The 14,240-nt window shown below is 61.2% G+C and carries 12 protein-coding genes; 8 read left to right on the top strand and 4 right to left on the bottom strand.

Translation table 11 applies throughout. The annotated features are described in order from the left end of the window. The first annotated feature begins 15 nt into the window (after positions 1-15). The 4 genes from CGA21_RS10420 to CGA21_RS10405 all read left to right on the top strand — a co-directional run bounded on the left by CGA21_RS10420 (position 16) and on the right by CGA21_RS10405 (position 5,953). The gene (locus CGA21_RS10420) at positions 16-1,380 is read left to right on the top strand and encodes a DUF1329 domain-containing protein (protein WP_110751566.1); all 1,365 of its coding nucleotides are present in this window, start codon (positions 16-18) and stop codon (positions 1,378-1,380) included. A 306-nt stretch (positions 1,381-1,686) separates the two neighbouring features. Then, positions 1,687-4,425, top strand: coding sequence for a LuxR C-terminal-related transcriptional regulator (locus CGA21_RS10415; RefSeq protein ID WP_188264157.1), 2,739 nt, complete (start codon positions 1,687-1,689; stop codon positions 4,423-4,425). Positions 4,426-4,499: 74 nt separating this feature from the next. Next, positions 4,500-5,144 (top strand): MBL fold metallo-hydrolase, encoded by a 645-nt coding sequence (locus CGA21_RS10410; RefSeq protein ID WP_110751569.1) that lies wholly within the window; start codon positions 4,500-4,502, stop codon positions 5,142-5,144. A gap of 104 nt (positions 5,145-5,248) precedes the next feature. After that, complete coding sequence (locus CGA21_RS10405; RefSeq protein ID WP_188264156.1) at positions 5,249-5,953, top strand: OmpA family protein; 705 nt, start codon at positions 5,249-5,251, stop codon at positions 5,951-5,953. A 112-nt stretch (positions 5,954-6,065) separates the two neighbouring features. Here the strand turns inward: CGA21_RS10405 and ehuA are convergent, their stop codons facing one another. The 4 genes from ehuA to ehuB form a co-directional block, all read right to left on the bottom strand. After that, positions 6,066-6,941, bottom strand: a complete 876-nt coding sequence (ehuA, locus tag CGA21_RS10400) for an ectoine/hydroxyectoine ABC transporter ATP-binding protein EhuA (RefSeq protein ID WP_411157067.1) — start codon at positions 6,939-6,941, stop codon at positions 6,066-6,068. Continuing rightward, complete coding sequence (gene ehuD, locus CGA21_RS10395; RefSeq protein WP_110751571.1) at positions 6,941-7,597, bottom strand: ectoine/hydroxyectoine ABC transporter permease subunit EhuD; 657 nt, start codon at positions 7,595-7,597, stop codon at positions 6,941-6,943. Before ehuD ends, ehuA begins: the two co-directional genes overlap by 1 nt. Further along, a complete protein-coding gene (gene ehuC / locus CGA21_RS10390) occupies positions 7,594-8,253 on the bottom strand; it encodes an ectoine/hydroxyectoine ABC transporter permease subunit EhuC (RefSeq protein WP_056853232.1) in 660 nt (219 codons plus the stop codon). The genes ehuD and ehuC overlap by 4 nt, the downstream gene beginning before the upstream one ends. Before the next feature lie 77 nt (positions 8,254-8,330). After that, on the bottom strand, positions 8,331-9,203 hold the full coding sequence (gene ehuB / locus CGA21_RS10385; protein ID WP_110751573.1) for an ectoine/hydroxyectoine ABC transporter substrate-binding protein EhuB: 873 nt from the start codon (positions 9,201-9,203) through the stop codon (positions 8,331-8,333). Between the two features lie 287 nt (positions 9,204-9,490). Here ehuB and CGA21_RS10380 point away from each other — a divergent pair, with 287 nt between their 5' ends. The 4 genes from CGA21_RS10380 to doeA all read left to right on the top strand — a co-directional run bounded on the left by CGA21_RS10380 (position 9,491) and on the right by doeA (position 14,239). Then, positions 9,491-10,885: a PLP-dependent aminotransferase family protein gene (locus tag CGA21_RS10380; RefSeq protein ID WP_188264155.1), complete on the top strand. Its 1,395-nt coding sequence runs from the start codon at positions 9,491-9,493 to the stop codon at positions 10,883-10,885. Positions 10,886-10,992: 107 nt separating this feature from the next. Continuing rightward, positions 10,993-11,964, top strand: coding sequence for a hydroxyectoine utilization dehydratase EutB (gene eutB, locus CGA21_RS10375; protein WP_110751577.1), 972 nt, complete (start codon positions 10,993-10,995; stop codon positions 11,962-11,964). Between the two features lie 35 nt (positions 11,965-11,999). Continuing rightward, a complete protein-coding gene (gene eutC / locus CGA21_RS10370) occupies positions 12,000-12,992 on the top strand; it encodes an ectoine utilization protein EutC (RefSeq protein WP_188264154.1) in 993 nt (330 codons plus the stop codon). Positions 12,993-13,048: 56 nt separating this feature from the next. Further along, a complete protein-coding gene (doeA, locus tag CGA21_RS10365) occupies positions 13,049-14,239 on the top strand; it encodes an ectoine hydrolase DoeA (RefSeq protein ID WP_110751729.1) in 1,191 nt (396 codons plus the stop codon). Position 14,240 lies beyond the last annotated feature (1 nt).

The raw sequence follows: 14,240 nt of genomic DNA, 5'->3' as shown, positions 1-14,240 counted from the left end.
AGGACGAGTACACACATGAAAATAACCAAGAGTCTGTTCCACGCCGGTGTCCTGGGACTGTCGTTGCTGGCGACCAGCGTAATGGCAGCGGTCCCGGCGGCAGAAGCGGACAAGCTGGGCAAGAGCCTGACCCCGATGGGCGCCGAAATGGCGGGCAATGCCGACGGTTCGATCCCGGCCTGGAAACCGATGCCGAAAAATGCCGGCAGCGTCGACAGCAAGGGTTTCCTGTCCGATCCGTACGCCAGCGAAAAACCGCTGTTTACCATCACCGCGCAGAACGTGGACCAGTACAAGGACAAGCTCGCTCCGGGGCAGTACGCGATGTTCAAGCGCTACCCGGAAACCTACAAGATGCCGGTTTACCCGTCCCATCGCGGTGCCACCGTGCCGGATGACGTGTTCGCCGCCATCAAGAAGAACGCCACTAACACCGAGCTGGTATCAGGTGGCAACGGGCTGAAAAACTTTGAAACCGCGATACCGTTCCCGATTCCGAAAAGCGGCGTGGAAGTCATCTGGAACCACATCACCCGTTATCGCGGCGGCAGCGTAACCCGACTGGTCACCCAGGCCACGCCACAGCCGAACGGTTCGTTCAGCCTGGTGTACTTCCAGGACCAGTTCGTATTCCGTGACAAGATGAAGGACTACGATCCGGCGAACCCGGGCAACATCCTGTTCTACTTCAAGCAGAAAGTGACCGCGCCGGCACGTCTGGCCGGTGGTGTGCTGCTGGTGCACGAGACCCTCGACCAAGTGGCGGAACCGCGTTCGGCGTGGGTCTACAACGCCGGTCAGCGTCGCGTGCGTCGTGCGCCACAAGTGTCCTATGACGGCCCGGGTACTGCGGCAGACGGCCTGCGTACCTCCGACAACCTGGACATGTACAACGGCGCACCGGATCGTTACGACTGGAAGCTCGAAGGCAAGAAAGAGATGTACATCGCTTCCGATGCCTACAAGCTCGATGATCCGAAGCTCAAGTACAGCGACATCATCAAGGCCGGCCACATCAACCAGGACCTGGCTCGCTACGAGCTACGCCGGGTATGGCATGTGGTGGCGACCTTGAAGGAAGGTCAGCGCCACATCTACGCCAAGCGTGACTTCTACATCGATGAAGACACCTGGCAGGCGGCTGTGATCGACCACTACGACGGTCGTAATCAACTCTGGCGCGTGGCGGAAGCCCATGCCCAGAACTATTACAACGTCCAGGTGCCGTGGTACACCCTGGAGGCTCTGTACGACCTGCAATCGGGTCGTTACCTGGCACTGGGCATGAAGAACGAAGAGAAGTCGGCGTATGACTTCGGCTTCACCGCCACCACCAGCGACTTCACCCCGGCCGCATTGCGCCAGGATGGTGTTCGCTAACGTGCAATGACCTGAGGCCGCATCCTCTGGAAAAACGCCCCGACTGGTTCGGGGCGTTTTTTTTGGCTTTTCCCCTGTAGGAGCGAGCCTGCTCGCGAAAAACCAGAGAGCACCGCGTGGTGCCAGACTTCACGCGCTATCGTTCACGACCATCGTCGGAACGCCGCCCGGAGCAGGCTCGCTCCTACAGTGTGTGTGTAGACTTTTTGTAGCCATTTGTAGCAATAACCTTCATTCCGTCCTCGTTTACCGCTAGTCTGCGGAGATCTGCAACGCCGCCACCCGCAACACTAACAAGAGCCGGCCATGACTGATCTGTCCCCACCACCAGGTCCTGCAAGCGTCGCTGTCGCCGCGCTGGACGGGCGCTTTTTCAGACCGCCATTGCCGGACGGCCATGTGCTGCGTCCACGCTTGTGCGAGCGCCTGAGCGCCGGGCTCGGTGGCAGGTTGCTGCTGGTCAGCGCACCGGCCGGGTTCGGCAAGAGTTCGTTGGCGGTGGAGTTCTGTCAGGCACTGCCGCCGCACTGGCAAAGTCTCTGGCTGGGGCTGAGCCCGCGTGACAACGACCCGGGCCGGTTCCTCGAGCGGTTGCTCGAAGGCCTGCAGGATTTTTTTCCGCAACTGGGCAGGCAGTCCCTCGGATTATTGAAGATGCGCCAGCGTCATCAGCCGTTCGCCTTCGAAGAATGGCTGGACGGGCTGCTCGACGAGCTGGCCGTGCATCTATCGACGGCGCGCCCCCTGTTGCTGGTGCTCGATGACTATCACCTGGCCCAGGGACCGGTGCTCGATCGCTGCCTGCAGTTTTTCCTTAACCACCTTCCCGATGGCTTGCTGGTGATGGTCACCAGTCGACAGCGTCCGGACTGGCACCTGGCGCGGTTGCGCCTGTCGCGCCAACTGCTGGAGTTGCATGAGCAGGATTTGCGCCTGACCCACGATGAAGCCTTGAGCCTGCTCGATCGGCACAGCAGTTCGTTGCGTGGCGAGGCGCTGGAAAACCTGATCCAGCGCAGCGAAGGCTGGGTTGCCGGGTTGCGCTTCTGGTTGCTGGCCGCCTCCGAGGCAGGCAATCAGGGGGCATTGCCCCAGGCACTGCACGGTGGGGAAGGGTTGATCCGCGATTACCTGCTCGAAGAAGTGATCGATTGCCTGCCCGCCGAGGTACAAGCCTTCCTCTACGACACCGCCCACCAGGAGCGTTTTTGCAGCGAACTGTGCGACGCCATTCGCGATGCCCATGACAGCGCCGAAATCCTGCGCTTCCTGGCTGCCCACCAAGTGTTCCTGGTGCCGCTGGACGAACACGGCCACTGGTATCGCTATCACCATCTGTTTTCCGACCTGCTGCGCACCCGGCCGGGCGCGCAATCGATGGTGCCGGCCGCCAGCCTGCACCTGCGTGCCTGTCGCTGGTTCAACGCCCAGGGCTTGCTCGATGAAGCGGTCGAGCAAGCGTTGCGAGCCGGGCACCTGGACGTTGCGGCCAACCTGGTGCAAAACCTTTCCGAAGAACAACTGCTGGCCGAACAGAACGTCGGCATGTTGCTGCGCTGGAAAATGGACTTGCCCGATAGCCTGCTGATCAGCACGCCTCGCCTGATCGTGCTCTACAGCTGGGCGTTGGGCCTGGCCTGCCAGCTGGACGCTGCCGAGGAACTGGCCAGCCACCTGAGCCGCTTCCTGCCAGCGCCGTCGGCCACCGCGCAGAAGTCGATGCTGGCGCAATGGCTGGCCCTGAGCGGGATCATCGCGCGCGGGCGCGGTAACCGCGAACTGACCCTGCGTTACTGCACCGAAGCGCTGGAGAGTCTTCCGTGCAAGCGCTATGGCCAGCGATTGATGTGCCTTTCGACCCTGTCCAACCTGGCGATTGCCGATGGCGACATGTGGCGTGCCAGGGAGTTGAACCGTGACTCCCTGGAGCTGGCGCAACGGGTTGGCAATCCGTTGTTCGAGGCGCTGGCCCACTACGACCGCGCTCGCGTATTGCAGGCGCGGGGCGAAATACTGCGAGCACTGGATGAAGTCCGCCAAGGGCTGCAACGCATGCAGGGGCTGCCGGCGCAGCGGCTCTTTGCCGTACGTGCCCGACTGACGTTGTATGAGGGCTTCCTGTTGGCCTTGCGCCTGCAACCTCAGGCGGCGCGGCTACGCTTGCAGGCCGGTTTAGGTGAAGCCCGCGCCTGTCGTGATATCAGCGTCCTGATCGGCCATTGCGTGATCGCCCGGCTTGAAGGCAACAGCGGTGAGTTCGCCAAGGCCTTTGCCGAGCTCGCCGAAGCCGAGCGGCTGATGCACATCTGGGACGTGCCGCCGATCTACTACCTGGCAATGATTACCCTGGTCAAATGCGAACTCTGGCTGGCCCAGGGGCGTACCGACCTGGCGCAAGCCTGGCTGGCGCGATTGGGGCAGACCTATAACGGCGAGCAGCCGGCCGCGCCACCGGAATTCCATCCACAATTGCCGCTGCACATCGAACTGCAGCAAGCGTTGCTGGAGGTTATCCAGAACCAGCCGATGCTGGCCGAAGGGCGATTGAATGCGCTGCTCGAACACGGCCAGCAAACCGGTCGGCAGATGCTCAGCGCAATGGCGCTGACGCAAAAAGTTTTACTGTTGCTGGGCAGCGGCCGCGAACCCGAGGCCCGCAAGGCGCTCGTCCAGGCACTGGACGCCGCAGCCGGCGGCGTACTGCAACCCTTTGAAAAGCTATTGGCCGAGCACCCAGACTGGCTGCGTGGGCAGCTTCAACTCTGTGCGTCGACCCCGGTTACCCAGGAACTTGCAGACAAACTTCCAGTCATGACCTCTCGCCCGACGCTGGAGCCCATCCCCGCGTCAGAACAACTCAGCACCCGGGAAATGGCCGTCCTGCGCCTGATCGCCCAAGGCTGCTCAAATCAGGAAATCAGCGACCAGCTATTCATTTCCCTGCACACGGTGAAAACCCATGCCAGCCATATCAACAGCAAGCTGGGGGTAGAGCGGCGCACGCAGGCGGTGGCGCGGGCGAAGGAATTGGGGGTGTTGGTGTAGCGTTGGGTCCCTCACGTCCCGCAATCGGACATGCCTGTGCCAGAATAGGCCATCCATTTTTTCCAGGAACACCCATGGACGCTGCCAAACCTGCGCTGATCCGCGAAACCTTCCCCGTCGGCCCTTTGCAGTGCAACTGCACGATCATCGGCGATCCGATCACGAAAAAAGCCATCGTGGTCGATCCGGGCGGCAATCACGAACTGATCCTCGCGCGGCTCGATGCTTTGGGCCTGAAGGTGGTCAGTATCATTCACACCCACGCGCACCTCGATCACTTCCTGGCCTCTGGCCAGTTGAAGGAAAAAACCGGCGCCACCCTGCATCTGCACAAGGAAGATCAATTTCTCTGGGACAACCTGGAGATGCAATGCCAGATGTTCGGCGTGCCCTACACGCCGGTACCGTCGCCGGACCGCTGGCTGGCCGACGATGAAGAGTTGGCGTGTGGTTGTGGTGTGGCTTTGCACACACCGGGTCACACCCCCGGCTCCATGAGCTTCTGGTTTTCCGACGCGAAGCTGCTGATTGCCGGGGATACCTTGTTCCGGCGCGGGGTAGGGCGCACGGATCTATGGGGCGGCGATCAGGCGACCATCGTGCGTTCGATCAAGCAGCGTTTGTATACCCTCGACGAAGAGGCGACGGTCGTGGCCGGACATGGTCCGGATACGCGCTTGGGTGATGAAATGCGCGAGAACCCTTTTGTTCGCGCCTGATTTGTAACGAGTGGAATTTTTACCTCGGGAAACGATCCAACGCCGGCAATGGTTCGATGCTTGAAACCGTTGCACCACAGAATGCAAAAAAGTAGGAGCTCTACATGTTCACCACGCCTCGTTTGATTATTGTCGCTACTGCCGTGGCTTTGTTGGCCGGTTGCGCATCGCCCAATCCCTACGACAACCAGGGCCAGGCCGATAGCGGCTCCACGGGCATGAGCAAAACCGCCAAGTACGGTGGCCTCGGGGCTCTGGCAGGTGCAGTGGCCGGTGCTGCCATCAACCACGACAACCGTGGCAAGGGCGCGCTGATCGGTGCAGCCGTAGTGGGCGCTTCCGCTGCCGGTTACGGCTACTACGCCGACCAGCAGGAGAAAAAATTGCGGGCGAGCATGGCCAACACCGGTGTCGAAGTGCAGCGTGAGGGCGATCAGATCAAGCTGATCATGCCGGGCAATATCACGTTCGCCACCGATTCGGCGAACATCGCTTCGAGCTTCTACCAGCCTTTGAACAACCTGGCCGGCTCGCTGAAAGAGTTCAACCAGAACCAGATCGAAATCGTCGGTTACACCGACAGCACCGGCAGCCGTCAGCACAACATGGACCTGTCCCAGCGTCGTGCCCAAAGCGTGGCGGCTTACCTGACCTCGCAAGGCGTGAGCGGCACCAACCTGAGCGCCCGTGGCGCCGGCCCGGATAACCCGGTCGCCAGCAACGCCGATGCCAATGGTCGGGCGCAGAACCGCCGGGTAGAGGTCAACCTGAAGGCGATTCCAGGCCAGCAGTACGGTGCTCAGCAATAAGGCAGCGTTCGGCAATACACCTGGCACAATGAAAAATGCCCGATTCGATAATCGGGCATTTTTTTTGTTGCCTGTGCCGGCCCGTCGCGACGAGTCCAGATCTGATGCCCCCTCAGTTAGCCTCTTTCACTGCACTGAGGAACGCGCAAGTACGTTCCTGCTGCGGATGCTCGAAGATCTGCGCCGGGGTGCCCTGTTCATGGATCTGGCCCTTGTAGAAGAAGCACACGCGATCAGCGAATTCCCGGGCGAAACCCATCTGGTGCGTGACCATCAGCATGGTCAGGTTATGTTCGGCACCAAGCTTGCGGATCACGTTAAGTACTTCGCCACACAGTTCCGGGTCGAGTGCCGAGGTGACTTCGTCAAAGAGCATGACTTTGGGTCGCATGGCCAGGGCGCGTGCGATCGCTACCCGTTGCTGCTGCCCACCGGACAGTTGCGAAGGGTAGTGCCCCAGCTTGCTGCCCAGCCCCACCAGCTCCAGCAGATCCGCCGCGCGCTCGCGGGCCTCGGCGGGTTTCATGCCCAGTACCTGCACCGGCGCCTCGATGACGTTTTGCAACGCCGTCATGTGCGGGAACAGGTTGAAACTCTGGAACACCATGCCGATCTTGCCGCGCACGCGGCGGATGTGCCGGTCGTTGGCCGGCACCAATACACCGTTGCGATTGGGCATGTGCGTCAACAGATCATCTTCAATCCGGATCAAGCCGTCATCGATGCCTTCGAGGGTCATCAGTACCCGCAACAGCGTGGATTTGCCCGAGCCGCTGGGGCCGATGATCGCGACCTTCTCGCCGGGCGTGACGTCCAGGTTCAGATGGTCAAGCACCGTGAAGTTGCCGTAGCTTTTGGTGACGTCCTGGAAGCTGACAATCGGCTGGAGCGCTTGCGGTGGATGCATGGCCGTGGCCTCTTGCGGATGCAGCGGCGTCAGGTTGCCGCGCCGGGAAAGGTCGTTGGAGGTCGAGAGTGGAGAGGTCATTAGCGTAGCTCCAGGCGCAGTTCGAGGCGCCGTACCAGATAAGCCAGGGCGATGCTCAGGGCGAGGAAAAACAGGCCGACCATGGTGATCGGCTCCAGGTAGCGGAAGTTTTCGGAACCGATGTTCTTGGCCTGCTGCATGATTTCCACCACGGTGATGGCCGACAGCACCGGCGTGTCCTTGAGCATCGCCACCAGATAGTTGCCCAGCGGTGGCAGGATCGGCCGCAGGGCCTGGGGCAGGATGATGTTGCGGTAGGCGCTGTAGGGCGCAATGTTCAGCGCAGTCACCGCTTCCCACTGTGCCCGCGGCACCGCATCCAGCCCGCCGCGATAGACCTCGGCGATGTAGCAGGCGTAGTGCACGCCGATCCCGACGATCCCCACTTGCATGGCCGACAGGCTTACCCCGTAGTTGGGCAGCACGTAGTAGAGGAAATACACCTGGATCAGCAGCGGTGTGCTGCGGATGAATTCGATCGTTCCTGCAATGGGCCACGACAGCCAGTACAGGCGGCTGCGACGGCCGATGGCGAGAAACAGTCCCAGCACGATGGCGATCAGGAAGCCTATCAGGGTAATACCGACGGTGTTGAGCGAGGCGCGCAGCAGATCGGGAAGGATCTGCCAGGCATACGTCCAGTCGAACAGGGTCATGACAAACCTCCACGCATCCGGCCGCGCGCCAGTCGACGCTCAATGCTGCGCATGCCGAGGTTGATCGCTTGGGCCAGGATGAAATACATCACCAGCGCCAGGCTGAAGATTTCCAGGGTCTGGAACGTGGCCTGATCCAGTTGCCGAGCGCGAAAGCTCAGGTCGGACAAGGTAATCAGCGACACCAGTGAGGTGTTTTTCAACAACTCGATCAGCAGGTTGGTGCCCGGTGGAATGGCCGCCAGCAGCGCCTGGGGCAGGATGATCCGGCGAAAACGCTTGTAGGCGCTGAAGTTCAGCGCCGTCGCTGCTTCGTACTGACCCTTGGCCACAGAGCTGATGGCACCGCGCATCACTTCCGCGCCATAGGCGCCGATGTGCAGGCCGAGGCCGACGATGGCCACGCTGTAGGGGCTCAGTTCCAGATTGAACGGTGGCAGCGGCAGTACGAAAAACAGCCAGAACAGTTGCACCAGCAACGACGTACCGCGAAACACTTCAATGTAGGCGACCGAGAACCAGCTCAGCGGCCGCCACGGCGACATGCGCCCCAGCGCCGCCAGAATGGCTGCGACAATGGCCAGGATCGAGCCGAAGAATGTCACCTGGAGGGTCACCCAGGCGCCTTGTATCAATAGCGGAAGTAATTCACCCATTGTTCACACCTGCACGGTTCAACATCCGGATTAAGCAGGGAAGCAGGCATCGCGCCACGGCGCCATGCCTGTTTCGGCTATGGCGCGCAGAGCTCGGCAGCCGTTTTGCTTGTCACGTTGGATTTGTCGAAGCCGAACGGGGCGACCGTCTTGAGATGCTCTTCGGAGCCCAGCCATTTTTTCAGCTCGGCGTTGACCGCATCGCGCAGGTCCTTGTCTTCCGGGCGGAAGGCGAGGGCACCATAACCGGTATGCGACGGGTCATCCTTGAAGTCGGTGACCGCTTCGACTTTTTCACCGCCCTTGGCGGCCAGGCCTTTCATGGTCAGTTGCGTGCCCACGGCGGCATCGGCACGACCGGCGCGCACCGCTTGCAACTGGGCAGTGGTGTCCGGTACCTGGAGGATCTGCGCATCTTTCACGCCGGAATCCCGTGCGTATTTCAGGTTGACCGTGCCGGCCATGATCGCCAGTTTCACGTCCGGGTTTTTGGCGACGTCTTCATAGCTGTGCAGATTTTTCGGGTTACCTTTGGCGGTCAGGAGCGCGTCAGGCAACTGGTACTGCGGGTCGGTGAAGATGACTTGCTTGCAGCGCTCAGGGGTGATGTACATGCCGGCGGCAATCACATCGAAGCGCCCGGCCCGCAGGCCCGGGATCAAGGACCCCCACTCGGTCAGTACGCCGTCGACCTGCTTGATGCCCATCTTGGCGAAAATGACTTTGGCGATTTCCGGCGATTCACCGGTCACCCGACCGTCGGTTTCGGTGAAGGCAAACGGGGTTTCGTTGGCGTAGCCGATACGGATATTGCTGTTTTTCGTGATGGTTTCAAGGGTCGTGGCGGCGTGTGCGCCAGCAGCCAGGCCGAATATCGCGCAAGCCACGAACAGGTGACGTAACGCACCGGCACCTAGGGTATAGGAGCTGCGGGGAAGGGAATTGCTCATCGAAAATCTCCTGTTTCTTGTGGACCCGTCGTCGACGGCTCTGTGTTAGGAGGCAGTGTGACAAGAGCAAAGCGTACAAGAGCCGTATCCTGTTGAGCCGAGGCGTGGGGCACAGTTCCGGTACAGATCGATTGGTTATTGTGGGTGGCGGGTTCTGTCGCCTGTGCATCGACCTTGGACCGAGCATACAAAAGCCTCGCGCCACATTGCATTGCACTAGGACAATTGCTTTGCATGGATTCTCGCGGGATGCTGTCGGCACTGGCAAACACGCGGGTTCGACGCCGATGGACAAGTGGAAAGCAGCACTGGAACTCGCACGTAGCGGCGAGTCGAAATACAAGATTCTGGTTCAGGCGATTGCCCACGACATCGAGCAGGGCGTGTTGGCCAACGAGCAACGCCTGCCCCCGCAACGTCAGGTCGCCGATGCCATGGGGATCAGCGTACAGACGGTCACCAATGCTTATAAAGAGCTGGAGCGCCAGGGGCTGGTGCGATGCGAAGTGGGGCGTGGCAGTTTCGTTTCGCGGCGCATGAGCGACCGGGTGGCCACTTATATCCTCGACAGTCCTGAACGGGCGCTGGTGGATTTTTCCATCGCGCGGATCTTGCACACCCGTGAGCACGACCAGTTCTGGCGCGACACTTGCCGCGAGTTGAGCACCGAAGAGGATCAACCCTGGATTCATGCGTTCCGGCCAATCGCCGGTTTCGAATCACACCGTGAAGCGGCCATGCACTGGATCGCGCGCCAGGGGCTGCGCGTGGAGCGCGACGATATCCTGATTACCAACGGCGCTGCCCACGGAATCTTCCTGGCCCTGGCCTCGCTGGCCGGGCCCGACGACGTGGTGCTCTGTGAGGGGCTCAGCGACCATGGCGTGATCGGAAACTCCCAGGTGCTGGGATTTACCCTCAAGGGGCTGGAGATGGACCGCCACGGCATCGACCCTGAGCATTTCGAGGATATGTGCAGCAATGAACGCATTACCGCACTGGTCTGCACGCCGAACCTGAATAATCCCACCACCAGCTTGATGCCGGACAATCGCCGTCGCGAAATTGCCGAGATCGCCCGTCGCTTCGGCGTGCATATTATCGAGGATGACGTGTACGGGCCGTTGTTGGACGAACGTCGCGCCCCGCCCATCAGCCACTACCTGCCGGAGTTGTCCTTCTATTGCACCAGTATGACCAAGTCGGTGCTCACCGGATTGCGTGTCGGTTTCCTGGTCATGCCCAAGCGACTGGCATTGCGTACCGAAAGTATTTTGCGGGTCAACAGTTGGATGGCGACGCCGATGGTCGCGGAGATTGCCACCCGCTGGATTCGTGACGGACGTGCCGACACCCTGGTGCAGTTGCAACGTCGGCTATTGGCTGGGCGCCAGGCGATGGTCAGTGAGTATCTGGGCGAACATGTGCTGGGACAACATCCGAATGCGCTCAATGCCTGGGTCGGCATACCTGTACACTGGGAAGTCGACAGCCTTGTTCGGACGTTGCGGCAGAGGCACATCGCAGTCACCTCGCCAGACCCTTTTACGGTGCGAGGTACACCGCGGGCGCGGGCAGTGCGGATGTGTGTCGGCGCTGAATGCAGCGATGACGAAATGCGCGATGCGTTGGTGAACATGCGCGCAATCTTCAGCCAGTACCCGCAGATCCACGACTTTTGAGCGGGGAAAAAGACGTCAAAAATATTGTCGACTAAATTGCCCTAGTACATTCAGCGTGACAATCCTGCCCTTTTAGACTGCGTCCAATACCTCATCGGGATGCGGTCATGTCAGTGCTTGAGCTCAACGATGTCTACCTTGCCCGCCAGCGTATCGAACGGCTGGTGCGACGCACGCCCATGGAGCATTCCTTCAGCCTGTCCCGGCTCTTGGGTGTGCCGGTCTACCTCAAGCTCGAATCCCAGCAGATCACCGGTAGCTTCAAATTGCGTGGCGCGAGCAATGCCGTGGCGCAACTCACTGCCGGGCAAAAGGCCTTGGGTGTCGTCGCTGCCTCTACAGGCAACCATGGACGGGCGCTGGCGTATGCCGCTTCCCGACAAGGCGTGAAGGCAACGATTTGCCTGTCGCATCTGGTGCCCGAAAACAAAGTCCAGGCCATTCGCGATCTCGGCGCCCAAGTGTGCATCGTCGGCCGGTCCCAGGATGATGCCCAGCGCGAAGCCGAGCGAATTTGCGCCGAGCAGGGCGCGACGCTGCTGCCTCCGTTCGATCACCCGGCAATCATTGCAGGGCAGGGCACGCTGGGGTTGGAGATTCTTGAACAGCAACCGGATGTCGCCCAGGTGCTGGTGCCGTTGTCCGGTGGCGGCCTGTTTGCCGGCGTGGCATTGGCGTTGAAAGCCGCCAACCGGCAAATCGTCACGCATGGCATCAGCATGCTCCGTGGGGCGGCGATGCACGCCAGTGTCGAAGCTGGCCACCCGGTGGAAGTCGAAGAATTGCCAACCCTGGCCGACTCCCTCGGCGGCGGTATCGGCCTGGACAACCGTTACACCTTCAGCATGACCCGCAACACCTGCGATCACCTGCACCTGCTCAGCGAAGCCTCCATTGCCAATGCCATCCGCCATGCCTATCGCGAGGAGCGCCAGGTACTGGAGGGCGCAGCCGCAGTGGGGATCGGCGCATTGCTCGATGGCCTGATCGAGCCTCGCGGCCCGATCGTGGTGGTGGTGAGCGGGCGCAATGTCGACATTGACCAGCATCTGCGCGTGCTCGCCGGCGCTGATGCGTGAAACCGACAATAACGACTCAAAGGAGCGCCGCGTTAATGAGTGAAATCACCTTGTTGAGCGAAGCGGATCTACGTGCCTGCGTGGCCCTGGATCTGCCCAGTATCGAAGCCATCCAGCAAGCGTTCGTGCTGCTGGCCACCGCCGCCGTGGCGATGCCGCCGATCCTGCGCCTGGACATCCCCGAGCATAACGGCGAAGTGGACGTGAAGACTGCCTATCTGCCGGGGCTTGAGCGTTTTGCGATCAAGGTCAGCCCGGGCTTTTTCGACAACCCCAAACTCGGTCTGCCCAGCCTCAACGGCATGATGATGTTGCTGTCGGCGCGCACCGGTCTGCTCGATGCCTTGTTGCTGGATAACGGCTATCTGACGGCGGTGCGTACGGCAGCAGCCGGGGCTGTGGCAGCGCGGGCATTGTCTCGGGCCGACAGCCGTAGCGTGGCCCTGATAGGCGCCGGCGAGCAGGCCGCATTGCAGTTGCAGGCCCTGCGCCTGGTGCGGCCCATCGACAACGTGCGAGTGTGGGCGCGGGACTTGGCCAAGGCCCAGGCCTTCAGTGTCGACCTGGCGCGGGACAGCGGCCTGGACGTCATGCCATGCGCCACCATCGACGAGGCCATGGCCGAGGTCGATATCGCCATCACCTGCACACCCAGTCGCGCGCCGCTGATCGATTCGCACCATCTGCGCCCGGGCCTGCACATCACCGCCATGGGCTCGGATGCCGAGCACAAGAACGAAATTTCCCCCCAGGCGCTGGCGCAAGTCGACCGCTACGTGGCGGATCGCCTCAGTCAGACCCGCATTCTCGGCGAACTGCATCACGCGTTGGCGGCCGGTGTCGTCGGTGACGAGTCGGGCTTCGCCGAACTGGGTCAGGTGCTGGCCGGCCAGCGGCCCGGTCGCACGGATGCTGCGCAGGTCACCTTGTGTGACCTCACAGGCACCGGTGCCCAGGACACGGCCATGGCCAATCTGGCATTCGAGCGTGCGCGTTCGGCCGGCAAGGGTTTTCAGTTCGCCAGTTAATCGTTTTTTTTCATCCGCGCGTCATTTATCGGCTTCATCTAAGAGAGGGCATGTGCATGTCTCAGATAGTCGTCAATCTTCCGTTTACGCGGGAGGAATACGCCCAGCGTCTGGCCAAGGTGCGAGTGGCCATGCAGGCCCAGGGCATTGAGCTGTTGCTGGTCACCGATCCGTCGAACATGGCCTGGCTGACCGGCTATGACGGTTGGTCGTTCTATGTTCATCAATGCGTGCTGCTGGCGCTGGATGGCGAACCGGTATGGTTCGGTCGTGGCCAGGACGCCAACGGTGCCAAGCGCACGGTGTTCATGCAGCAGGAAAACATCATCGGCTACCCGGACATCTACGTGCAGTCGCGCGAACGTCATCCCATGGATTACCTGTCGCGGGAAGTGATCAGCGCCCGGGGCTGGGATGCGCTGACCCTCGGCGTGGAAATGGACAACTATTACTTCAGTGCTGCCGCATTTCTATCGCTGCAGAAAAACCTGCCGAAGGCCAGGTTGATCGACGCGGTCGGGTTGGTGAACTGGCAGCGGGCGGTCAAGTCGCCGCAGGAAATCGCCTACATGCGTATCGCCGCGCGCATCGTCGAAAAAATGCACGCAAGGATCCTCGAACGGATCGAACCGGGCATGCGCAAGAACGAACTGGTGGCCGAGATCTACAGCAGTGGCATCCTCGGTGCCGACGGCCATGGGGGCGATTATCCAGCCATCGTGCCATTGCTGCCCACCGGTGCCGATGCCAGCGCACCGCACCTGACCTGGGACGATTCCCCGTTCGAAAAGGGCGCCGGCACCTTCTTCGAAATCGCCGGTTGCTACAAGCGCTATCACTGCCCGTTGTCGCGCACGATCTACCTGGGCAAGCCGCCGCAGCATTTCCTCGATGGCGAGAAAGCCGTGGTCGAAGGCATCGCCGCCGGGCTTGAAGCGGCCAAGCCGGGCAACACCACCGGTGACATTGCAGTAGCGTTTTTCAAGGTGCTGGAGAAGTTCGGCATTCACAAGGACAGCCGCTGCGGTTACCCGATCGGGATCAGTTATCCGCCGGACTGGGGCGAGCGCACCATGAGCCTGCGTCCCGGCGACACCAGCGTATTGCAACCGGGCATGACGTTCCACTTCATGCCGGGGCTATGGATGGACGACTGGGGACTGGAAATCACCGAAAGCATCCTGATCACCGACACGGGTGTCGAAACCCTGTGCAACGTGCCACGCCAACTGTTCGTGAAGGATTGAG

Origin of the sequence: Pseudomonas sp. PSB11 (genome assembly GCF_014596605.1) — a bacterium.
Taxonomy (GTDB): Bacteria; Pseudomonadota; Gammaproteobacteria; order Pseudomonadales; family Pseudomonadaceae; genus Aquipseudomonas; species Aquipseudomonas umsongensis.
Note: the sequence above shows the minus strand (reverse complement) of the source record. Positions and strands in the feature narration are given on the sequence as shown.